The 21825-nt window shown below is 69.3% G+C and carries 17 protein-coding genes and 2 pseudogenes; 12 read left to right on the forward strand and 7 right to left on the reverse strand.

The genetic code is table 11. The annotated features are described in order from the left end of the window. Positions 1-6: 6 nt before the first annotated feature. Genes QSK30_RS34025 through QSK30_RS34045 form a run of 5 tightly spaced genes read right to left on the reverse strand, consistent with a single transcriptional unit; the run spans position 7 to position 4150 of the window. The gene (locus tag QSK30_RS34025) at positions 7-951 is read right to left on the reverse strand and encodes a protein kinase family protein (RefSeq protein WP_285509353.1); all 945 of its coding nucleotides are present in this window, start codon (positions 949-951) and stop codon (positions 7-9) included. A gap of 37 nt (positions 952-988) precedes the next feature. Further along, positions 989-1855, reverse strand: coding sequence for an aminoglycoside phosphotransferase family protein (locus QSK30_RS34030; RefSeq protein ID WP_285509355.1), 867 nt, complete (start codon positions 1853-1855; stop codon positions 989-991). A gap of 9 nt (positions 1856-1864) precedes the next feature. After that, the gene (locus QSK30_RS34035) at positions 1865-2347 is read right to left on the reverse strand and encodes a glycine-rich domain-containing protein (protein WP_285509357.1); all 483 of its coding nucleotides are present in this window, start codon (positions 2345-2347) and stop codon (positions 1865-1867) included. Between the two features lie 28 nt (positions 2348-2375). Then, positions 2376-3041 carry a YdcF family protein gene (locus tag QSK30_RS34040; RefSeq protein WP_352231668.1) on the reverse strand — a complete coding sequence of 222 codons (666 nt, stop codon included), beginning with the start codon at positions 3039-3041 and terminating at the stop codon, positions 2376-2378. After that, positions 3038-4150, reverse strand: a complete 1113-nt coding sequence (locus QSK30_RS34045; protein WP_285509359.1) for a helix-turn-helix domain-containing protein — start codon at positions 4148-4150, stop codon at positions 3038-3040. Before QSK30_RS34045 ends, QSK30_RS34040 begins: the two co-directional genes overlap by 4 nt. Before the next feature lie 163 nt (positions 4151-4313). Here QSK30_RS34045 and QSK30_RS34050 point away from each other — a divergent pair, with 163 nt between their 5' ends. Both QSK30_RS34050 and QSK30_RS34055 read left to right on the forward strand, forming a co-directional pair. Then, positions 4314-4529 (forward strand): hypothetical protein, encoded by a 216-nt coding sequence (locus QSK30_RS34050; RefSeq protein ID WP_285509361.1) that lies wholly within the window; start codon positions 4314-4316, stop codon positions 4527-4529. Between the two features lie 22 nt (positions 4530-4551). After that, positions 4552-5028 carry an NUDIX hydrolase gene (locus QSK30_RS34055; RefSeq protein ID WP_285509363.1) on the forward strand — a complete coding sequence of 159 codons (477 nt, stop codon included), beginning with the start codon at positions 4552-4554 and terminating at the stop codon, positions 5026-5028. 6 nt (positions 5029-5034) lie between these two features. Here the strand turns inward: QSK30_RS34055 and QSK30_RS34060 are convergent, their stop codons facing one another. Continuing rightward, entirely contained in the window at positions 5035-6633 is a 1599-nt protein-coding gene (locus tag QSK30_RS34060; protein ID WP_285509365.1) for a S8 family peptidase, read from the reverse strand. 196 nt (positions 6634-6829) lie between these two features. Next, positions 6830-8413 carry a S8 family serine peptidase gene (locus QSK30_RS34065; RefSeq protein ID WP_285509367.1) on the reverse strand — a complete coding sequence of 528 codons (1584 nt, stop codon included), beginning with the start codon at positions 8411-8413 and terminating at the stop codon, positions 6830-6832. Between the two features lie 276 nt (positions 8414-8689). Between QSK30_RS34065 and QSK30_RS34070 the strand changes: the two genes are divergently transcribed. The 10 genes and pseudogenes from QSK30_RS34070 to QSK30_RS34105 all read left to right on the forward strand — a co-directional run bounded on the left by QSK30_RS34070 (position 8690) and on the right by QSK30_RS34105 (position 21548). Then, positions 8690-11599, forward strand: coding sequence for an ATP-binding protein (locus tag QSK30_RS34070; RefSeq protein ID WP_285509369.1), 2910 nt, complete (start codon positions 8690-8692; stop codon positions 11597-11599). Between the two features lie 625 nt (positions 11600-12224). After that, the gene (locus QSK30_RS34075) at positions 12225-13898 is read left to right on the forward strand and encodes a M14 family metallopeptidase (protein WP_285509371.1); all 1674 of its coding nucleotides are present in this window, start codon (positions 12225-12227) and stop codon (positions 13896-13898) included. 160 nt (positions 13899-14058) lie between these two features. Further along, positions 14059-14868 (forward strand): annotated as a pseudogene (locus QSK30_RS34080) (S1 family peptidase); the annotation flags it as partial. 132 nt (positions 14869-15000) lie between these two features. Continuing rightward, positions 15001-15237, forward strand: a complete 237-nt coding sequence (locus tag QSK30_RS37225) for a proprotein convertase P-domain-containing protein (RefSeq protein WP_502871930.1) — start codon at positions 15001-15003, stop codon at positions 15235-15237. A 77-nt stretch (positions 15238-15314) separates the two neighbouring features. Further along, positions 15315-16112 (forward strand): annotated as a pseudogene (locus tag QSK30_RS34085) (S1 family peptidase); the annotation flags it as partial. 156 nt (positions 16113-16268) lie between these two features. Beyond that, a complete protein-coding gene (locus QSK30_RS37230) occupies positions 16269-16511 on the forward strand; it encodes a proprotein convertase P-domain-containing protein (RefSeq protein ID WP_502871931.1) in 243 nt (80 codons plus the stop codon). Between the two features lie 156 nt (positions 16512-16667). Continuing rightward, positions 16668-17426, forward strand: a complete 759-nt coding sequence (locus tag QSK30_RS34090; RefSeq protein WP_285509377.1) for a DddA-like double-stranded DNA deaminase toxin — start codon at positions 16668-16670, stop codon at positions 17424-17426. Continuing rightward, the gene (locus QSK30_RS34095) at positions 17423-17839 is read left to right on the forward strand and encodes an Imm1 family immunity protein (protein ID WP_285509379.1); all 417 of its coding nucleotides are present in this window, start codon (positions 17423-17425) and stop codon (positions 17837-17839) included. The genes QSK30_RS34090 and QSK30_RS34095 overlap by 4 nt, the downstream gene beginning before the upstream one ends. Positions 17840-18029: 190 nt before the next feature. Continuing rightward, positions 18030-19823: an AMP-dependent synthetase/ligase gene (locus tag QSK30_RS34100; RefSeq protein ID WP_285509381.1), complete on the forward strand. Its 1794-nt coding sequence runs from the start codon at positions 18030-18032 to the stop codon at positions 19821-19823. 51 nt (positions 19824-19874) lie between these two features. Then, positions 19875-21548, forward strand: a complete 1674-nt coding sequence (locus QSK30_RS34105) for a substrate-binding and VWA domain-containing protein (protein WP_285509384.1) — start codon at positions 19875-19877, stop codon at positions 21546-21548. Positions 21549-21825 lie beyond the last annotated feature (277 nt).

The raw sequence follows: 21825 nt of genomic DNA on the forward strand, positions 1-21825 counted from the left end.
GCTCCTTCAGCCGAGGACCATGCGGGCGAACGCACCCGGATCCGGCCGCCGGCCGCAGTCCGGCGCGAGCGCGGCGTCGATCGCGGCGGCCAGTCCGACCGGCGCCGTCCGGGCCCACGTGTGGACGGGCAACGTTGCCCGGTGCGGCACACGTCCGGTGACCAGGTGGTACGCGACAGCGCCGAGTTGGTACACGTCGGTGTGCGGCCCGGGAGTCCCGGCGGTGCGCGGGCGCTGTTCGGGGGCCTGGTAGTCGCAGGCGTGCTCACCTGGGCGAAACGGGCGCACGGCCAACCCGAGGTCGCGGAGCACCAGGCGGCCATCGTCCCGGACCACAAGACCCGCAGGCGTGAGCGCGCGGTGGGTGCGGCCACGGTTGTGCAGGGTCGCAAGGGTTTTGCAGAGTCCGACAAGACCGGCGGAGAGGTGGTAGAGCCTGCCGGAGTCGGTCATCGGCGTGGGACCGAGCAGGGACTCAAGGGAGTCGCAGGGCTTGCCCGCGCGACTTTCCGGCCACTCGGTGACCAGCGTGGCGGACCGGGCGGTGCGCACGAAGCGACCGGGGTTGAGCTGGTGCTCATCGGCCAGGGCCGCCACCTCGGCACGGGCCTGCTGGGTGTCGTGGTGGATCTGGACCTGACGCAGCCAGCCGTAGCCGGTCCGCCTGCCGTCGGGGGTGATCAGCGAACAGCGACCGGCCCGGAGAACGGCACCGCCGTCAGCGGAGGGACCTTCGTGGGTGGGGAAGTCGTGGATCAGGCAGGTGACGCCGTCGACGCCGAGCTCGGCACCGGGCCCGAACGGCCTGGCGGGCGGGGTTGTGGTGGGGATCAGACGGGGGCCGTTGTGCAGGTGGACGTCACCGTGGATCGCCCCCGCCTGCACGACGTTGTTGCCCACCCCACCGTCGACGACGTTGGACACCGCGCTCGGCTCGTCTGCCCGCTCCATGCCAACCCCTCAGCCGGACCTCCGCAGACCGTACACCTTACTGCGCTCGGGGCGCCTCCAGTCGCCACCTCAGGTACTCCAGGGCGAGGCGGGCACGGTGCTCGGTGCCCGGACCTGGTTGGGCGACAGCCAGGTGCGTCCAGAAACCCGCCACGTAACAGGCGAACGCGGTCAACGTCTCCGGATCAGCCCGCGTCCACGCCTGCACGGCCGAGGGCGGATGCCCTGCGTCGACCAGGCGCAGCGTCATGAACGCGGCGTCGACCCAGGGCGCACCCGCGCCGGGGTAGCCCCAGTCGACGACGTGCACGCTCCCGTCGTCGGCGACGACGAACTGGTCGGCGTGCAGATCGGTGTGCAGCAGGCGATCCCCGTCGACCAGCGTCGGAACCGGCGCCGAGAGCCTGGTCATCTCGGCGACATCCCAGCCGTGGACCGCGTCGGGACGCTCGTCGGCCAATCGGGTCCACCAGGCAGTACCCGACCAGCGCTCGCGCAACGGACGCAGATCCATTGCGGGCTTCGCGCGGATCCGCTCGAGCGCACCAGCCACCGCGGCGAGATCGGACGATCCCGGGCTGAGGTCTGCCCGGCGGCCGGGTAGGTACGCGTAACCCACCACCAGCCAGTCCGCGTCGGCCTCGACGTCTTCGTGGAAGAGCACCTCCGGCGCGATACCGGCCGCGACACGGCTTCCCACTATCTCGTTGCGCAGCCAACGCATCCGCTTGCTGATACCGCGCACACCCTTGCAGAACACGCGCCGCCCGTCAGTGGCGGTGAGCACAGCAAGCAGGTCGCTGCTTTGCCCCACGGCGACCTCGACCACGTCGGTGACCGTGCCGATATGGCGCTCCACCGCCGCCCGCACCTCCTGCGGGAGTTCACGCCACGAGATGGTCACCTCGAGGGCCTACTTCCCACGGTTGTCCGAGTTCTCGTTGCCATCTTCACCGCTGGCACGGCAGTTGCCGTCCTCGTGGCAGCTACCGCACCTGCCCGCACTCATCGCCCACAACTCATGGTCAACACGGTACCCAGCCGCCTCGATAGCGCTGAGCGTGTCCACGGCCGCACTCGACGCGCCGGACACCAGTGTGTCGTGTGGAACGTGGTGGATGAAGCCGCCCGCTACCCGCTCGCAGAACTGCGCGTACTCGCGGGTGTAGAGCAGGAAGACATGCCAACCGAGGTCCACCAGTCGACTCGGCGTCATCGACTGTCCGGATCCGCGCACAGAACAGGCCAAGAAGGCCAGCGCCTGGTCCACTACCCGCGCCGACAGCTCGGGACCCAACCGCGCACTGTCGTCCACCTTCGCGACCAACCGGTCGAACAGCCCGGGGTCGATCAGATCCCGACCCGACCGCATAGATCCACTCAGCAGGGCAGGCATGAGCCACTCCTCTCCTGGGGATACGTCCTCAGTACTTGATCAAGCAACTGTCAAAGCCCGCGTCGACCAAACGGCGATAAGCGTCGATCACTGTGGCGGGTACTTCCTGCGGGATGGCGAATCCGGATTTGGGGTATTCGACCACCCGTTGCAGATCTCCAACGATCATGTCGATCACGAGCTTGGAGTCATCTTTCCTTCGGACGTAGTCAACGAATTCACCACTTTCCGATGCGCACACGACATCGACTCCCGGGTACAGTTTCCGAGTTGTGGCGTAGGCTCGGCGCTCCATGTACGGCATGGAGACGAGGAGGAGCGATCGGGGGAAGATCTCCCGTGCGGCTAGTACTGCCCGCGAAAATAGGATGTTCTGACCAGTGTTGGCCGCCTCCGATTCTACCAGGATAGCGGATTCCGGCACACCGAGCCCCAGGGCGTGTTCTCGATAATGGATCGCTTCGCCACGGGGGAAGCAATCAGCCGTCGCCGGACTATTCGCACCGCTGAAGACCACTACCGGGAAGTACCCCGCCTGGTACAACTCGGCGGCACGGGTGGCTACTCCGATATCATGACTGCCCAACACGACCGCAGCGTCACACCGGCGGAGGCCATGGCCCATGTGGTGGTAGTCCCAGACTGCCTTCGCATCGCGCCACTGCTGTTCGGTGATGCAGGAAACCTGAGTCACGAACGCCCCCTACCCCGTTGCCGAGCACGCTCGAAACCTTGTCGGATGGCCATATTGCTGGCAAGTCGGTGGGCCATGCCGAACAGTTGCGATTCTCGGGCTGCTTCATCCAGCATCTGGAGACCGTTTTCTGCCGTGGCCTGGTCCGAGAGCAGGATGTGTGCGTGTGCGGTACCCATCCGTACACGCTGCATCGGCGTTTCCGGCGGGCAATTAGACCGGGCCACCTCAACATACCTCAGCGCGTCCGACAGGCGTCCGGCCCCTCGATGCGCCAAAGCAAGTTTCTGCTGTGCCGCCGCCCAATCCACCGGTTCGTCGAGTTCGTCAAAGCACTTGCTTGCCTCACCCATCGCAACAATGGCACGTTCATGGTCACCATGCTTGGCCAATGCGGTGCCCACCCACAATGTGGCCCGGGCGCGGTCCCGCCCACAGAGTCGATCATCGGCAGCCAATGCCGTGTAGCGCTTGGCAGCCGACTCGACATGACCCAGCATCTCGTCGATCACCACCAGGGACAACTCAACCTGGGCAGCGCGGCGTGGTATTCCCAGTTCGCGGAACCACCGCAAGGCACCGCAATAGGACGTCCGAGCGGAGTGCGGACCATGAATGTTGCCCTGATCAACCCTGATGTCGCCGAGCAGGGCAAGTGAACGGGCCCGCAGGTAGAGACCGTTGCCGTCCAGGTCTTGAGCACCGAACCGCCGCAGCCAGCGGTCGACCAGCGAGGCCGAACGCGCGAAATCCTGCTTCGCTAGGGAAAAGAGCGCCCTGTCGAGGTCATCGGTCCAGGTCTCGTACTGCCACTCGCGTGGAGTGCCTGGATTCGGAGTGCCCCGATACCGCGTCCGACCCACGTGAACATCACCACTGGCGAGCAACAACTCGAAGCGGCGCTGGGCGTCCGCGTCGGCACGAGCGAGTGCCGTGTCGAGGATGGCCTGGGAGTCGGGGCGGGGTGATGTGGTCGCGCCGAGCGACTCCCACTTGGTGACAGTGCGAACCGCGACGCCGAGGTACTCTGCGAAGATCCGCACGCTCATCCGCTGGGCTTGCCGCAGCGCTCGCGTCTCGTTGCCGCTCCAATGCCGAACCGGTGTCACCGATCGCACCTCCTCGCCACACATGCAACCACGCCGTTGGCAACCGCCGCACTCGAAGTGCACCGGAAGTGCCACAGTGGTTCGTTCACCCGCGAACCGCGATCGTCCAGGCTGTGCACATCGCCGACGACGGCGACGGCGACAGGCACAGGCAGGGGACACCATGTTCAACCACAGGAACTTGCGGGTTCACGCATCGGTCTCGATTGGTACGTGTCAGGTCAGGTACACCGTTGAGGACGACGAGGACGTCGAGGTAGTCGTGGTCGATGACGATCAGGAGTTCGGCATGGTGTTCACTCGGGCGGGCCTCGCCGCGCTCGTGCGGGCGGGCCAAGCAGCACTCACGGAAATGGATGCGCTGCCACCGGTTCGATGAGCCGATCTGGCAGGGTGTTGGTATGCGACCTTCGGCGGGGCCGCGCATCGGCGCGCGAGTGATGTTGCTCGACCCGGACGACCGGGTGCTGCTCATCCACGCCCTAGACCCCGATGAGCCCGACCACCACTGGTGGGAGCTCCCGGGCGGGGGCCTCGAGCCCGGTGAGACCCCGGAGCAGGCCGCGCGGCGGGAAGTGCTGGAGGAGACCGGGATCGACGCGATCCAGCTCGTTCGTCCACTATGGACAAGTGAGCTGCACCGTGGCGAGGAGCGCCACCGGGTCGATCACGTCTTCCTCGGCCGCACGACCACCACCGAGCCACAGAAACCGTTGCGGCTCACCGAGACCGAGCGGGTCGGGGTGATCGAGCGCCGGTGGTGGTCGGCCGCTCAGCTGGAGTCCTGCCCGGACGAGGTCGTTCCCGCAGACCTGGCCGAACAGCTCCGGAAAGCCCAGGAGGGGCCTGGGACACCCCAGACCCCTCCCGAGCGGTAAGTCCACTCAGACCGTCAAGGTCCAGGTGTCGATGTTGCCGGTGTCGTAGGTGTAGATGTCGGTGACCTGCAGCTTCCAGGCACCGTTGCGGTCCTGGGCCGAGGCGTCCACGGTGTAGGTCTCGTGGATGCCCGCGGCCGAGCTGGCGCCGCCCGCCTTCTTCAGGCTGTAGACGGTGCCGGACGGGCCGACCAGGGAGATGGCCAGGTCGGCGGTGTAGGTGTGGTTGATGTCCACCTTCACCTTGCTGGCGTTGGACGCCTTGCCGGTGCAGTTGGCGATGGTGACCGAGGAGGACACCGCCGTGTTGTTGTCCGGGATGGCCACGTCGTCACCGTTGGTGCCCGGGCCGCAGGTGCCCGGGTCGGGGTCGGGGCCGGGGCCGCCGGTGATGAAGCCGCTGTAGAGCAGCTTGTTGGGCGAGCCGCTGCCCGGGTTGGTGACCTTGCCGCTGGTGGCGTTGTTCACCAGGGCGTCCCGCAGGGCCTGCGGGGAGGTCGACGGGTTGGCCGAGAGGTACAGCGCCGCGACGCCCGCGACGTGCGGGGTGGCCATCGAGGTGCCGGACATGTTGGTGCTGCTGCCCTCGTTCAGCGACAGCGAAGTGATGTTGTCGCCCGGCGCGAAGATGTCGGTGCAGGTGCCGTAGTTCGAGAACGACGCGCGCGCGTCGTTGCTGCTGGTGGCGTTCACCGTGATCAGCGCGGCGGTCTTGGCCGGGCCGGTGGAGCAGGCGTCGGTCGAGCTGTTGCCCGAGGCGACGGCCATCTGGATGCCCGCGTTGACCAGGCCCGCGAGGGCGTCGTTGCCGATGTCGGCGGTGTCGAAGGTCCAGCTGGCGTTGACCACGGCGGGCTTGACCGCGTTGGCGGTGATCCACTCGATCGCCTTGACGCCCGCGGAGTCCGGACCGTTGCCGGTGCAGTCGGTGCCGAGCATGCGGACCGCGACGAGCTTGGCCTTCTTGGCCACGCCCCACGTCTTCGAGCCGATGGTGCCCGCGACGTGCGTGCCGTGGCCGAAGCAGTCCTGGCCGTTGCGGCCGTCCTCGATGAAGTCGGCGCCGACGCTGGCCCGGCCCTCGAACTCGCTGAGGCCGGTCTTGATGCCGGAGTCGGTGACGTACACGGTCACGTTGGACGCGCCCGCGGTCGGGTAGTTGTACTTCTTGTCGACCGGCAGGTTCGCCTGGTCGATGCGGTCCAGGCCCCAGGTGGGGTTGGTCTGGGTGTCGGCGACCTTGGCGGTGCCGTCCTGGTAGACCTTCTTGACCGCCGGGTCGGCCGCGAGCTGGCGCGCCTTGGCGTCGGTCAGGCCCTTGACCTGGAAGCCCTGCATCGACTTGGAGAACACGTAGTCGAGGTTCCCGCCGTACTTCTGCACCAGCCCCGCCGAGGCGGACTGGATGCTCGCCGCCGACGACAGACCCGCGGCGGGCTTGAGGGACACGATGAAGCTGCCGCCCGCGGCGGGCGCGCTTGCCCGCACGTAGTCGGCCTGGGCCGCGGTCGCCGGGGTCGCGATGGCCACGAGGGCCGCGGCCACGGACGCCGCGCCCACGACCGCGAGCGCGACCCGCCCACGGGGGCGAGTGGTTCGTTGCATTGGAGGAGGTCCTTCCACGATGGTCGACAGCCGTGCGAGCACGGCCGAACAGGGTGTTCGCCCTTCGAGGAGCCCTAAAAGGGGTGCTGCGAAGGCCCGGGCACCCGGTGCGCGATCGCACCGCGCGCCGAGTGCCCGGTGTCCTTCAACTACCGCCGCGGGCGGTCGTCACCGGCCTGCGGCAACCGGAACCCGACTAGTTGGTCAGGGTCCAGGTGTCGATGTTCCCGGTGTCGTAGGTCCACACGTCGGTGACCTGCAGCTTCCAGGTGCCGTTGCGGTTCTCGGCGGAGGCGTCGACGGTGTAGGTCTCGTGCACGCCACCGGCCGAGCTGGCGCCGCGGGCCTTCTTCAGGTTGTAGACCGCACCCGACGGGCCGACCAGGTCGACGACCAGGTCACCGGTGTAGGTGTGGTTGATGTCGACCTTGACCGAGGTGGTGGTGGCGGCCTTGCCGGTGCAGTTGGCCACGGTCACCGAGGAGGACACCGCGGTGTTGGTGTCCGGGATGGCCACGTCGTCGCCGTTGGTGGCCGGGGCGCAGGTGCCCGGGTCCGGGTTGCCGCCGCCGATGAAGCTGGTGTTGAGCAGCTTGTTCGGCGAGCCCTTCAGGTCGGTGATCTTGCCGGAGCTGGCGTTGTTCACCAGCGCGTCGCGGACCTGCGCCGGGGTGGCCGACGGGTTGGCCGAGAGGTAGAGCGCCGAGGCGCCCGCGACGTGCGGGGTGGCCATCGAGGTGCCCGACATCGAGGTGGTGCCGCCACCGTTCTTGGTGGAGGTGATGCCGGTGCCGGGGCCGAAGATGTCGACGCAGGTGCCGTAGTTGGACTCCAGCGAGCCCGCGGTCCAGATGGAGCGCTTGTCGGCGCTGTCGCTGGCCGCCACGGTGATGGCCTCCGGCGTGCGGGCCGGGCTGGTGCCGCAGGCGTCCTGGTTGTTGTTGCCCGCGGCCACCGCGAAGGTGACGCCCGCGGCGATCGCGCGCTTCACCGCGTTGTCGGTCGCGGTGTCGCCGCCGCCGCCGAGGCTCATGTTGGCCACGGCGGGCTTGACCGCGTTCTTGGCCACCCAGTCGACACCGGAGATGATCTGCGAGAACTGGCCCGAGCCGTTGCAGTCCAGCACGCGCACCGCGACCAGCTTGACCTGCTTGGCCACGCCGTAGGTCTTGGACCCGACGGTGCCCGCGACGTGCGTGCCGTGGCCCTGGCAGTCCGAGGCGTCGGCGTCGTTGTCGATGAAGTCGTACCCGTCCTTGGCCCGGCCCTCGAACTCCGGGTGGGACTTGTAGATCCCGGTGTCCACGATGTACGCGGTCACGTTCGAGGCGGTGTTGGCGTAGGTGTACTTCTGGTCCAGCGGGAGGCTGGTCTGATCGATCCGGTCCAGGCCCCAGGTGGGGTTGGTCTGGGTCTCGGAGATCCGCGCGTAGCCGTCCTGCTGCACGTAGGCCACCGACGGGTCGGCCGCGAGCGCCTTGGCGGCGGCCTCGTCGAGCTGCACCGCGAAACCGCGGATGGACGCGGTGTAGGTGCTCTTGACCTTGCCGCCGTGCTTGCGGGCCAGGTCGATCGCCTTGCCGTTGGTCACCGGGGCGGTGCTCTTGTCGTCCTTGAACACGACGATGTAGCTACCCGCCACCGGCTGGGCCACGTTCAGGATCGCGCCGGTGGGCGCTGCCGACGCCGGGCCCGCCACGGTCGCGACCACGGCGAACGCGGTCGCGGCCACGGCTGTTCCGGCTACGGCGACCCTTCGGGTTTTGCGATCAAGTCGCATCTGGGCTTCTCCATTCCGCTCCTCCGGGCGGTCGACACCACTCGGAGGTGTGGCTGCCGGGCAGGGTTCGTAACTGACAGCCACTTGCGGATCACCATCGGGCGGCGCGCCGATACGAACAATCCGGATATCGGTACGTAGGGATACCCGTCTTTCACCTAAGATCAACTTCTCGGTTCCCCAGCGACCCACCCGGGCGATGGAGTTTCAGATCACCGCCCGGCCGCCTAGGCTCCGAAAAACCCCAACAGGTGCGGTACGTGCGGGAGAGTGCGGATGACGCGGACACCGAGGCCGAACGCCAAGCGCGGCACCGGCGCGTCCCTGATGCGCACCAGCTCCCCGGTGCTGGTCGGCCGGGGCGACCAACTGGGCGCGCTGCGCAGCGCGGTGCCCGAGCAGCCCGCCGTGATCATGATCGAGGGCGAGGCCGGGGTCGGGAAGAGCAGGCTGGTCCGCGAGCTGCTCGACTCCGACCTGGGCCCGCTGCTGGTGCTCATGGGCTACTGCCAGCCGGTCGGCGAGCCCTTCCCCTACGGCGCGGTGCTCGAGGCGCTGCGCGGCTCCTACGACCAGCTGACCAGGCACCGGCCCCGGCTGAGCCCGGTCGCGGGCGTGCTGGGCCCGCTGCTGCCCGAGATCGCCGAGTTCCTGCCCGCCCCGCCCGCCCCCACGGGCGACCCGCGCACCGACCGGCACCGGGTGTTCCGGGCGCTGCGCGAGGTGATCAGCGTGCTCGGCCCGGTCCTGCTGGTGGTCGAGGACCTGCACTGGGCCGACGACGGCTCGCGCCAGCTGCTCCGGTTCCTGATGGGTGACCCGCCCGCCAACCTGACCGTCGTGGTCACCTACCGGCGCGAGGACGTGCCCGGCGGGGTCCCGCTCGGCTCGGCCTACCGCCCGCCCGGCGGTATCACCAGCATGCTGCTCGAGCTGGGTCCGCTGGACGTGGACGAGGTCCGGGCGCTGACCGCGGCGATCCTGGACGAGCAGACCGTCTCGGCCGAGTTCGCCACCAAGCTGCACGAGCGCACCGCGGGCATCCCGTTCGTGGTGGAGGAGACCCTGCGGGCGCTGCGCAACCCCGCTGGCGCCGTGCACGCCGACGGCGCCGCCGCGCGCAGGCTGCTGGACAACGTCGACGTCCCGGTGCTGCTGCGCGACGCCATGGCCGAGCGGTTGGCCGCGCTGCCCACCACCGCGACCCGGCTGGCCCAAGCCGCCGCCGTGCTCGGCGTGCCCGCGCCCGCCGAGCTGCTCGGCGAGGTCGCCGCGATCGGCGAGCAGCGGCTGCGCACGGCGCTTACGCACGCGCTCAACGGGCACGTCCTGCACGAGGCGGTCTCCGGCCGCTACGGGTTCCGGCACGCCCTGGCCCAGCAGGCCGTCTACGACACGCTCAGCGGCCCGGACCGCCAGCAGCTGCACAACCGGGCCATCGACGCCCTCGACCAGGTCGAGCCGCGCCCGCTGGTGCAGCTGGCCGAGCACAGCGAGCGCGCGGGCCGCACCGCGGCGTGGCTGCACTACGGCGAGGCGGCGGCCGACCGGGCCGCCGAGCTCGGCGACGCCGGGACGGCGACCGCGCTGCTGCAGCGGCTGCTGGCCGAGCCGACCGTGCCCGCCGCCGACGTCGACCGGCTCTCGATCAAGCTCGGCCAGGTCGCGCACCTCGGGCTCGACCAGCACGACCCGACCGCGACGCTGGAGCGCCTGCTCAGCGACCGCAGGCTGTCCACCTCCGCGCGCGGCGAGGTGCGGCTCTACCGGGGGCTGCTGCTGATCCGGCAGGCCGGTGGCGTGGAGGAGGCGCGCGCGGAGATCGAGGTCGCCGTCGCCGACCTCGCCGAGCGGCCGGACCTGGCCGCCAAGGGCACCTCGGTGCTGGGCCAGCCGTTCACCGGGATGACCCCGCTGGCGGAGTTCATGCCCTGGCTCGACCGCACCGTGCACTATCGCGAGACCACCGACAACAACGAGCTGCGCATCTCGCTGCTGGCCAACGAGCTGGGCTCCAAGCTGCACACCGGCGACCCGACCGTGCTGCGCAACCTCGACTCGCTGCCGGAGAGCGTGTCCACCCCCGGCGAGCAGCGCCAACTGGCCAGGTTGCTGTGCAACCTGGCCGACGCGTGCACCTCCAGCGGGCACTTCCGGCTGGCCGAGGACCTGCTGCGCACCGGCCTGCGGCACGCCACCGAGTGCGGCGCCCCGTTCGTGGCCAGCACCGCCCGGGTGACCAAGGCCCGGCTGGACTGGCTCACCGGCGAGTGGACCGGGCTGGCCGAGCGGGCCCTGCGGCTGCTCGACGAGTACCGCGACCTGTTCCCCAACGCCAGCGAGCTGTGCCTGGTGCTGGGCTCGCTGGCGATGGCCCGCGGCGAGTGGACCGAGGCCACCAGCTACCTGACCGAGACCGGCGCGTTCGCCCCGGAGGAGTCGATCGCGCCGGTGGCCATCGCGGGCTGCGCGGCGCTGGCGTGGACGATGCTGGCCCAGGACGAGATCACCCGGGCCTGCGTGGACGCCGACCGCGGCATGGACATCGTGCGGGCCAAGGGCGTCTGGGCGTGGACCTGCGAGCTCGGCCCGGTCGCGGTGGCCACCTACCTGGCCGCGGGCCGCGAGCTGGACGCGGAGAAGGTGATCGAGGACATGGCCGCCGGCATCGAGGGCCTGGACGTGCCGATGAGCGTGGCCGCGCTGGCCCAGTGCCGGGGCAGGCTCGCCGAGGCGCGCGGCGAGCTGGCGAGCGCGGTCGGGCACTACCAGGACTCGGTCGCCCGCTACGACCAGCTGCCCGCGCCGTACTTCGCCGCGCTGGTCGCCGAGCGGGAGGCGATCTGCCTGCTGCCCGACGACAACGACAAGGGCAGCGAGATCCTCTCCGCGCTGGTGGACACCTTCGACGGGCTGGGGGCCACCCGCGACGCGGCCCGGTGCAGGCACCTGCTGCGCGGCATGGGCGGCGGCAAGCCGTCGCGGCGCGGCAGGCGCGGCTACGGCAACGAGCTCTCCCCGCGCGAGCAGGAGGTGGCGCGGCTGCTCGCGGCCGGGCACACCAACCGGGAGATCGCCGACGTGCTGTTCCTGTCCCCGCGCACCGTCGAGCAGCACGCCGCGCGCGTGCTGCGCAAGCTGGGCGTGTCCTCGCGTGCGGAGCTGCAGGCCGAAGACCTGAGCTGAGCGCGGGCGCCCGCCAGTACCCGACCGGCCGCGCCGGGGCGCTCGTCCCGGGGTCCGGACGAAAAGAAGAGGACCGTCCAGTGTGGACGGTCCTCTTCTTCCGCGGAGCGACGGCGGCGCGATCCGGCCCCCTGCATCAAGGCCGGTCGCCGCGCGCGCAGCCGGTGCCGAACGCCTGCGCGGGTCGCCGTGCTCCGGTGGCCGTCCGGTCGAGGGACCGCACGGCGTGGCCGGGGTTTTTAACACCTCGGGCGGGAGGAAGACGAGGGCGTGGGCGCCTCCCTCCCGAGTGTCCCGAGGTCGGCGCGGCGGGTGCGGACACCAGTCGCGCCGGGGAGGACTCTGCCGGTCCGCGCGGCACCGAACAATCGAGGCTGCGGTAGGTAGGGATACCTATCTATTGCGTCCTGAGGCCCCCGACAGAGGTAATCCTCTGGGAAATAACCGGTAACGACGAACTTCCTCCGCAGCCTTGTGGTGGCCGCCGGCGCCGGGTCACCATTCGTCTGCCAAGCCGTGCGGCCTCGGTCGTGAGGGCACCTTCGGGTTCGTCCGGACCGCGCGGAACAACCACATACCACCTCCAGTGCCGGTCACCCCGGCACCCCTTGCAGGAGGCACACGCGTGAAACGCAAACGCCTGTCCGTCGCGGTCGGGGCGGCAGCCGCCCTCGCCCTCATCCTCTCGATGAACACCGGGGCCGCCTCCGCGCGGGCCCCGCAAGCAACACCCCGGGCCTCGGCCGAGTACGCCGTCGTCGGCGTGAAGACCCACCAGGAGCGCTCGGCGATCGCGAGCACCGGTGCCGCCGTGAACGGCGTCGAGGACAGCCGCCTGCTGATCACCGCCACGCCGGACGAGGTCCGCAAGATCCAGTCGCTGGGCTTCAAGGTGAACCAGGAGGCCACCGCGGACGTCACCGCCAACGGCGCCCGGGGCGCGCTGGCACCCGCGGACTTCCCCAGCGCGGACTCGAACTACCACAACTACGCCGAGATGACCGCCGAGCTCAACCAGGCCGTCACCGACCACCCCGGCATCATCACCAAGCAGGTGGTGGGCAAGACCTACCAGAACCGCGACATCTTCGCGATCAAGATCTCGGACAACGCCGCGACCGACGAGAACGAGCCCGAGGTGCTCTTCACCGCGCACCAGCACGCGCGCGAGCACCTCACCGTCGAGATGGCGCTGTACCTGGTCAAGACCCTGACCGACGGCTACACCACCGACACCCGGGTCAAGGGCCTGGTGGACAGCCGCGAGATCTGGATCATCCCGGACGTCAACCCCGACGGCGGCGAGTTCGACATCTCCACCGGCTCCTACCAGAGCTGGCGCAAGAACCGGCAGCCGAACTCCGGCTCGTCGAACGTGGGCACCGACCTCAACCGCAACTGGGACTTCAAGTGGGGCTGCTGCGGCGGTTCCTCCGGGACCACCAGCAGTGAGACCTACCGCGGCCCGTCGGCCGCGTCGAGCCCCGAGGTCAAGGCGCTGCAGAACTTCGTCGCGGGCCGGGTGGTCGGCGGCAAGCAGCAGATCACCGCGGGCATCGACTTCCACACCTACTCCGAGCTGGTGCTCTGGCCCTACGGCTACACCACCAACGACACCGCGCCGGACCTGACCACCGACGACCAGAAAGTCTTCTCCACCATCGGCAAGGCCATGGCGGCGAAGAACAACTACACCCCGGAGCAGTCCTCGGACCTCTACATCACCGACGGGTCCATCGACGACTGGCTGTGGGGGGTGCACAAGATCTACGGCTACACCTTCGAGATGTACCCCACCGGCGCCGGTGGCGGCGGCTTCTACCCGCCCGACGAGGTGATCAGCCGGGAGACCTCGCGCAACAAGGAAGCGGTCTTCTACCTGCTCGACTACGCCGACTGCCCGAAGCGCTCGATCGGCCAGACCTGCGGGACCGTCCCGCCGGACCCGGGCGGCAAGGTCTTCGAGAACGCCAACAACGTCAACATCCCGGACGCCGGTGCCGCGATCACCAGCGACATCGCGGTCACGGGTGTCACCGGCAACGCCCCGGCGACGCTGAAGGTGGACGTCGACATCAAGCACACCTACCGCGGCGACCTCGTCATCGACCTGGTCGCGCCGGACGGATCGGCCTACCGGCTGAAGAACTCCAGCACCAGCGACGCCGCGGACAACGTGCTCGCCACCTACACGGTGAACGCCTCCACCGAGGTGGCCAACGGGACCTGGAAGCTCAAGGTGCAGGACACCTACCAGGCCGACACCGGGTACATCGACTCGTGGAAGCTGACCTTCTGACCGGTCGGCGACCTCCCCGCTAGACGGATGCCCCGGACCGGCTGCGCACTCGCCGGTCCGGGGCGTCTCCAGTTCCGGCCACCGACCACGGCGGCCGTCAGCGAGACCGACCCCACCGCCCACCCCCCTGCTCAGCTCCACTGTGGACGGTAAGGAAAGGATGATCGTGCGGAAGAACATCTTCGGGAAGGCGGCAGCCCTGGCAGCGGGCACCGCCGCCGTCCTCGCGACGATGGCGGGCCAAGCCGTCGCCGCGCCCCCGCCGAGCGACCCCGGGACCCTGCAGCCCCAGGTCGTCGGCGGGACCACCGCGACCAAGGGCGAGTTCCCCTGGCTCGTCCGGCTCTCCATGGGCTGCGGCGGCGCCATGTACACCGAGCAGATCGTGCTCACCGCGGCGCACTGCGTCGACGGCACCGGCCCGGACACCAGCATCGGCGTGACCTACGGCGTGGTCGACCTGCAGGACGGCACCCGGGTCACCCGGACCTCCACCTACGTGCACGTCGCGCCGGGCTTCACCGACGTCGAGCAGGGCAACGACTGGGCGCTGGTCAAGCTCAACAGCCCGATCACCGGCGCGGCCCTGCTGCCGATCACCACCACGACCGCCTACGACAGCGGCACGTTCACCATCGCGGGCTGGGGCGCGACCAGCGAGGGCGGCGCGCAGCAGCGGTACCTGCGCAAGGCGACCGTGCCGTTCGTCAGCGACGCCACCTGCTCGGCGACCGGCAGCTACCCGAACCTGGTCAAGTCCGACTCGATCTGCGCGGGCTACAGCCAGGGCGGCACCGACACCTGCCAGGGCGACTCCGGCGGCCCGATGTTCCGCCGGGACAACAACAACGCGTGGATCCAGGTCGGCATCGTCAGCTGGGGCGACGGCTGCGCGCGGGCGAAGAAGTATGGCATCTACACCGAGGTGAGCCACTTCGCCGCCGCGATCGCCGCGGCCGCGCAGAACCTCGGCGGCACGACGCCACCCGCGGGCAAGGTCTTCCAGAACACCGACAACCTCAACGTCCCGGACGCGGGCGCCGCGGTCACCAGCACCATCGCGGTCTCCGGGGTCACCGGCAACGCGCCGTCGACGCTGAAGGTGGACGTCGACATCAAGCACACCTACCGCGGTGACCTGGTCCTCGACCTGGTCGCGCCGGACGGTTCCACCTACCGGCTCAAGAACTCCAGCACCAGCGACTCGGCCGACAACGTGCTCGCCACCTACACGGTGAACGCGTCCACCGAGGTCGCCAACGGCAGCTGGAAGCTCAAGCTCCAGGACGTGGCCGCCCAGGACACCGGATACCTCGACGCCTGGAAGCTCACGTTCTGATCGTTTTCCCACACCCTGCAACAGCACTCGTGCCGATCGACGGAGTGCTGTGTGGACACTGAAAAGAGGACAGACAAGTGAAGAGACTCAACAGACTCCAGAAGGCGTTAGCCCTGGCCGTCGGCACAGTCGCCGCGGCGGCCGCGGTGGCGGGCCAGGCCATCGCCGCTCCGCCGAGCTCCGACCCCGGCACGATGCAGCCGCAGGTCGTCGGCGGCACCCGCGCCGCCCAGGGCGAGTTCCCGTTCATGGTCCGCCTGTCGATGGGCTGCGGCGGCGCGATGTACGCCGACAACCTGGTGCTCACCGCGGCGCACTGCGTCAACAGCACGGGTAACAACAGCTCGATCACCGCGACCTACGGCGACGTCGACCTGCAGGGCTCCTCGCGGGTCACCCGCACGTCGAACTACGTCTACCGCAACCCGGGCTACTCCACCTCGACCGGCGGCGACTGGGCGCTGATCCGCCTGTCCAGCCCGATCACCGGCGCGGCCAAGCTCAAGATCGCCACCACCACCGAGTACGACTCCGGCACCTTCACCATCGCGGGCTGGGGCGCGGCGTCCGAGGGCGGGGCGCAGCAGCGCTACCTGCTCAAGGCCCAGGTCCCGTTCGTCGCGGACTCCTCGTGCAAGAGCGCGTACCCGAGCCTGAAGTCCGCGGTCGAGATCTGCGCGGGCTACAGCCAGGGCGGCACCGACACCTGCCAGGGCGACTCCGGTGGCCCGATGTTCCGCCGCGACAACGCCAACGCCTGGATCCAGGTCGGCATCGTCTCCTACGGCGAGGGTTGCGCCCGCCCGAACTACCCGGGCGTGTACTCGCAGGTGAGCGCCCTGTCCTCGGCCATCGCGGCCAAGGCGACCGAACTCGGCGGCGGCAGCACGACCACCCCGCCCACCACGACGACCCAGCCGCCGAACGGCCGGGTCTTCGAGAACGCCAACAACGTCAACATCCCGGACGCCGGTGCCGCCATCTACAGCGACGTCGCCGTCTCGGGCATCAGCGGGAACGCCCCGTCCACGCTGAAGGTCGACGTCGACATCAAGCACACCTACCGCGGCGACCTCGTCATCGACCTGGTGGCCCCGGACGGCTCGGCGTACCGGCTGAAGAGCTCCAGCACGAGCGACTCGGCGGACAACGTGCTGGCCACCTACACGGTGAACGCCTCGTCGGAGGCGGCCAACGGCACGTGGCGGCTCAAGGTGCAGGACACCTACGCCCAGGACACCGGCTACATCGACAACGTGAAGCTGACGTTCTAGTCACCAGGCGGCAGTAGTGGCCGCCAGGCAGTCGTAGTACCGCAGCAGGCCTGCCCCCGTCGAACCCCCCGGTTTCGACGGGGGCAGGCCCTTTTGCTTTAGCCCCAAGGGATTGCACCCGCCCCGGAGAGCCCCCCGCACCCGTAGGGTCGAGGTGTGTCCATCGCCCACCAGGCCACCAGACTCCGCGCGGTCGCGGACACCGTCTTGGCGACCAGGAAGACCTTGGACCCACTCGCCCACTGGCTGGCTGAGGCCCGACAACTGGTGGGCGCGACCCTGTCCGGCACGCACCGGCACCGCGAGATCGCCGCGGCCCTCGACGCCGCCGAAACCGCCCTGGCGGCCCTGCACGCGGCGTTGACTGAGGCGGGCCACCTGATCACGGGCTCCGCCCTCTGGCACCTGGGCACCTCGTCGAACCCGACGGCACAGCCAGCAGAACGGCGGCAGCCGCCACGCGACGCGCCCAACCAACACGGAGACTGCTACCCGCACGAGTCCTTGCCGTACTCCATCGACCTGCCACCGCGGGTGATCCGCGGTACGCAGAACGCCCCGATCATCGGCTACATCGAGGTCGACGGCCGCTACGTCGGCACCGTCACGGCCGCCCGCGGCGACACGTGGGCCCAGGATGCCTGGCAACGACTCACCGACCTCGGTATGTTCGCCGCTCGCCGGGTGCACAACCACGTGGAGATGAAGGCGGTCGTCATCCTGGTGCAGGGCAACGCGAAGCACGCGACGGTGGTCATCAATCACGCTCCCTGCGGATCGCGGGCCGGAGAACTACCGGGTTGCCACACATTTCTGCCAGGCTTCATCCCGCGGGGCCGGAGCCTGACTGTTCTCGGGACGGACCGGAATGGAGACCCCTTCCAGCGGACCTACGACGGAGAGGCGAGTCGGTGACCACACCCATCACCCACAACGGGTACATCGCGATGGATGCCATGCGGCCCGGCGAAGACCTGCTCGCCGAGGTGCGCGACCTCAACACCGCTGGTGTGCGGATCCCCTGGGCGTGGACCCTCACCGAGACCGTGCTGGACCCCTACTCCCGCGATCAAGCGGCCTTGACCTTCGGGATCAACAACGACCGCGGCGCCCTCACCTGGGAGCAGGGCGAGCACGCTTTCGTTCCCACCACCGGCTCCAACACCGAGTGGCTGACCTACCACTTCGCCGGGATGGAGGAGACCGGTATTCCGCCGCACGGCGAGGTGCCCATCGACACCGTCTACACGGCACTTGGCGAGTTCCTGCGCACCCGCGTCCGCCCCACCTGCGTCGAGTGGCAGGAAGCCGCACCGGAGTTCGAGTAGTCGGGTGGGCGCGTGCGGTGAGCAGGGGGTGCCTGGTGGCGGGCCCGTGGCTTTTGTCACCATTGCGAGATATCAGTTGGGCCGCAGCTCTGGCCGACACGGGGGACAGCGGGCAGGATACGGTCCAAGTTACCGATAGGTAGCCGGTCGGCGTCGGCCGGGTGCCCACCGTGTGCCGGAGGAGCAGGACATGCGCGAGTTCGCCGTACCGCCCATTGCCAAGCGCGAAGAGGCGGGCGGGCTCGCGGACCTGGTGTTCACCAACGCGGCCGAGGGGCCCCAGGACGTCGCGTTCCGGCGGCGCCGGGGGGCCGCCTGGGTGGACGTCACCGCGGCCACCTTCGCCGACGAGGTCACCGGGTTGGCCCGGGGGTTGGTCGGCGCCGGGGTCGGGGTGGGCGACCGGGTCGCCATCCTGGCCGCCACCCGGTACGAGTGGACGCTGCTGGACTTCGCGATCTGGGCCGTCGGCGGGGTGCCGGTGCCGATCTACGTGACCTCCTCGGCCGAGCAGGTGCGCTGGATCCTGTCCGACTCCGGGTCGGTCGCGGTGGTCGTGGAGACCGACGAGCACCTGGCCAGGGTCGAGGGCGTCCGGGCGGACCTGCCCGAGCTCAAGCACGTCTGGCGGGTCGACGACCTCGACGCCGTCCTCGACGCGGGCAAGGACGTCGACGCCGCCGAGGTCGAGGCCCGGCGCACGGCGGTCGCCGCGGCGGACGTCGCGACGATCATCTACACCTCCGGCACCACCGGCCAGCCCAAGGGCTGCGTGCTCACCCACCAGAACTTCTTCGACGAGGTCGGCTACGGCGTCGAGATCCTGCCCGAGCTGTTCAAGGGCCACGGCCTGGCGGAGAAGCCCTCGACGCTGCTGTTCCTGCCGGTCGCGCACGTCTTCGGCCGGATGGTGCAGGTGGGCTGCGTGTTCGCCCGGTGCACCATGGGCCACGGCCCGGACGTGAAGAACCTGCTCGACGACCTGGCCACCTTCCAGCCGACGTTCATCCTGTCGGTGCCCTACGTGCTGGAGAAGGTCTACAACGGCGCCCGCCAGAAGGCGCACGCGGGCGGCAAGGGCAAGATCTTCGACGCCGCCGCGGCCGCCGCGATCGCCTACAGCGAGGCCGACGGGAAGGCCGGTCTGGGGCTCAAGCTCAAGCACGCCCTGTTCGACCGGCTCGTCTACGGCAAGCTGCGCGCGGCTATGGGCGGCAAGGCCCAGTACGCGATCTCCGGCGGCGCCGCGCTCGGTTCGCGGCTCACGCACTTCTACCGCGGCGTCGGGCTCACCGTGCTGGAGGGCTACGGGCTCACCGAGACCACGGCCGCCACCACGGTGAACACCCTCGCCCACTTCAAGCCGGGCACCGTCGGGCGCCCGCTACCGGGCACCGCGGTCCGGATCGACGAGGACGGCGAGATCCTGCTCAAGGGCGGCCAGGTCTTCGGGCGGTACTGGAACAACGACACCGCCACCGCCGAGGTGCTCGACGCCGAGGGCTGGTTCCGCACCGGCGACCTCGGCGAGCTCGACGCCGAGGGCTACCTCAAGATCACCGGCCGGAAGAAGGAGATCCTGGTGACCAGCGGCGGCAAGAACGTCGCCCCGGCCGTCATCGAGGACCGGATCGCCGCGCACCCGCTGGTCGGCCAGGCCATGGTGGTCGGCGACGGCCAGAAGTACATCGCCGCGCTGATCACGGTCGACCCGGACTACTTCAGCTACTGGAAGACCACTGTGGACAAGCCGGCGACGGCCACCGTCGCGGACCTGGTCGAGGACCCGGACCTGCTCAAGGAGATCCAGAAGGCGGTCGACGACGGCAACGCCGCAGTGTCGAAGGCGGAGTCGGTGCGCAAGTTCCGGGTGCTGGCCACCGAGTTCACCCCGGAGACCGGCCACCTCACCCCGTCCCTCAAGCTCAAGCGCCGGGTGATCATGAAGGACTTCGGTTCCGAGGTCGACAAGCTCTACTCGTGAGCCCGACTTGCGTCTAGTCTGTCGCCGACTCCCCGGAGAAGGCGAGCCACCATGGGCCGACACTCGTCGCCCAAGAGGCAGGCGTTGAGCTTCCGCTGGACAGTGGTGCTCTTGATCCTCCTCTTGGCGCTCGTGGTGGGGGGCTGGTTCGCCCTGGACACCGTCAGCGACCGCTCGGACACACCGAGCTGCCCGACAATCAGCACGCTCGCGGTCACCGCGTCCCCCGACATCGCCCCGGTCATCACCGCGGTCGGCGACCGAACGTCCCAAGTAGACCCCTGCTACCGGGTCGCGGTGACCGCCAAGGACTCGGCGGCGGTCACCGAGGCCCTGGTGGTCTCCGACGGTTCACCACAGCCGGACGTCTGGATCCCGGAGTCCTCCCTGTGGCTCCGCCGCGCGCAGGACAGGGGAGCTTGGAACATAGACATACCAGGCACTTCGGTAGCTTCTTCCCCCGTTGTCCTTGCGGTGACAGAGGAAGTCGCCACCCCACTCGGCTGGCCCGGCACGAAACCGACCTGGGCAACGATCCTGGACCAGGCCGCCACACCGGTCGGCCTCCCGGACCCTTCCCGCGACCCCGTAGGGCTGTCGGCCCTGCTGGGCGTCCGCGCGCTGACCGCCGCTGCCGCCGACCCCGCAGCAGCAACGACCTCGGCCCTGCGCAAGCTCTCCCCCAACACCCTCCCCCAGGCCGCCGACATGTTCGCCAGACTGCCCGGCGGCACGTCGCCCGCCGCCCCGATCAGCGCGTTCCCGACGTCGGAGAACGCCCTGCTCAAGCACAACGCCAGTGATACGGCCTACCGCCTGGTCGCTTCCTACGCCGATCCACCAGTCCCGTCCCTGGACTACCCGTACACAGTGCTGCCCACGGCGACATCCGCGCCGGTGGCCCAGGAGTTCCTGACCCGACTGCGCACCCCAGAGACCCTCGCCGCCCTGGGCGACGCAGGCTTCCGAGGCCCAGACGGCACCGTGCTCAGAGACCGATCAGCCGACGGCCGCACATCCCTGGACCCGGTCGCCCAGGTCCCACTGCCCGCGGCCTCAGACATCGACCAAGCGCTGAACCTGTGGGCAGGCGTCAACCTGAGCTCCCGCATGCAGGTACTACTGGACGTCTCCGGCTCGATGGCCGAACCAGTCCCCGGCACCGGCCTGGACCGCATGGCGGTGACGCTGAAGGCGGCAGAACTGGGCATCGGCCTGTTCCGCCCCACCACCAAGTTCGGCATGTGGCTCTTCTCCACCAACCTGGACGGCGACAAGGACTACCGAGAACTGCTACCAGTTCTCCCAGTGGCAGAACAACTCCAGACCGGCGCACTGGAGAAACTACGCAACGTCAAGGCAATCAAGGGCGGCGCAACAGGCCTCTACGACAGCGTCCTGGCGGCCTATCAGTCAGCCAGGACGAACTGGGAACCAGGCCGCATCAACCTGGTCGTGGTCCTGACCGACGGCAAGAACGAGGACAGCAACGGCATCAGCCGCGCACAACTGCTGACCGAGCTGGAAAAGCTCCAAGACCCCCGCAGACCCCTACAACTGGTCGGCATCGGCATCGGCCCGGACACCGACTTGGCGGAACTGAAGGCGATCAGCGGGGCAACCGGCGGACAGGCCTTCAGCACACCGGACCCGACCAAGATCGGCGAGATCTTCTATAAGGCGTTGAGCAACCTCCTGTGCCAACCCCCAGCCTGCACAACTTGACAAAAGTCTCCATCCAACCTCCTCGTCTTGCTTTTCCACCTCTCCCCTCCCGACCTTTTTCTCTTTCCCTTCTCGCCCCTTCTTTCCCTTCTTCCACCCGCCAACCGCAGCGGTGAGGCCGACCCCGCTGGAAAGCAAGACCCGCTACGAATGCTCGATCTAGTGGACTCGCTTCGTGTGGGGGGAGAGTGCCGCTAAACTTGCCGTGGGTGGGGATGCCCTTACCTGCCCTTTTCTCTCCACCGCGGTGCTCTAGGGGCCCCGCACGAAGCGAGTT

It is taken from the genome of Actinokineospora sp. NBRC 105648 (genome assembly GCF_030269645.1).
Classification (GTDB): domain Bacteria; phylum Actinomycetota; class Actinomycetes; order Mycobacteriales; family Pseudonocardiaceae; genus Actinokineospora.

Bases quoted from the DNA above. Each gene is read 5' to 3' on its own strand.
- QSK30_RS34025 (WP_285509353.1), bottom strand. From the start codon at position 951: ATGGAGCGGGCAGACGAGCCGAGCGCGGTGTCCAACGTCGTCGACGGT.
- QSK30_RS34035 (WP_285509357.1), bottom strand. From the start codon at position 2,347: ATGCCTGCCCTGCTGAGTGGATCTATGCGGTCGGGTCGGGATCTGATC.
- QSK30_RS34050 (WP_285509361.1), top strand. From the start codon at position 4,314: ATGTTCAACCACAGGAACTTGCGGGTTCACGCATCGGTCTCGATTGGT.
- QSK30_RS34055 (WP_285509363.1), top strand. From the start codon at position 4,552: ATGCGACCTTCGGCGGGGCCGCGCATCGGCGCGCGAGTGATGTTGCTC.
- QSK30_RS34060 (WP_285509365.1), bottom strand. From the start codon at position 6,633: ATGCAACGAACCACTCGCCCCCGTGGGCGGGTCGCGCTCGCGGTCGTG.
- QSK30_RS34065 (WP_285509367.1), bottom strand. From the start codon at position 8,413: ATGCGACTTGATCGCAAAACCCGAAGGGTCGCCGTAGCCGGAACAGCC.
- QSK30_RS34070 (WP_285509369.1), top strand. From the start codon at position 8,690: ATGACGCGGACACCGAGGCCGAACGCCAAGCGCGGCACCGGCGCGTCC.
- QSK30_RS34100 (WP_285509381.1), top strand. From the start codon at position 18,030: ATGCGCGAGTTCGCCGTACCGCCCATTGCCAAGCGCGAAGAGGCGGGC.
- QSK30_RS34105 (WP_285509384.1), top strand. From the start codon at position 19,875: ATGGGCCGACACTCGTCGCCCAAGAGGCAGGCGTTGAGCTTCCGCTGG.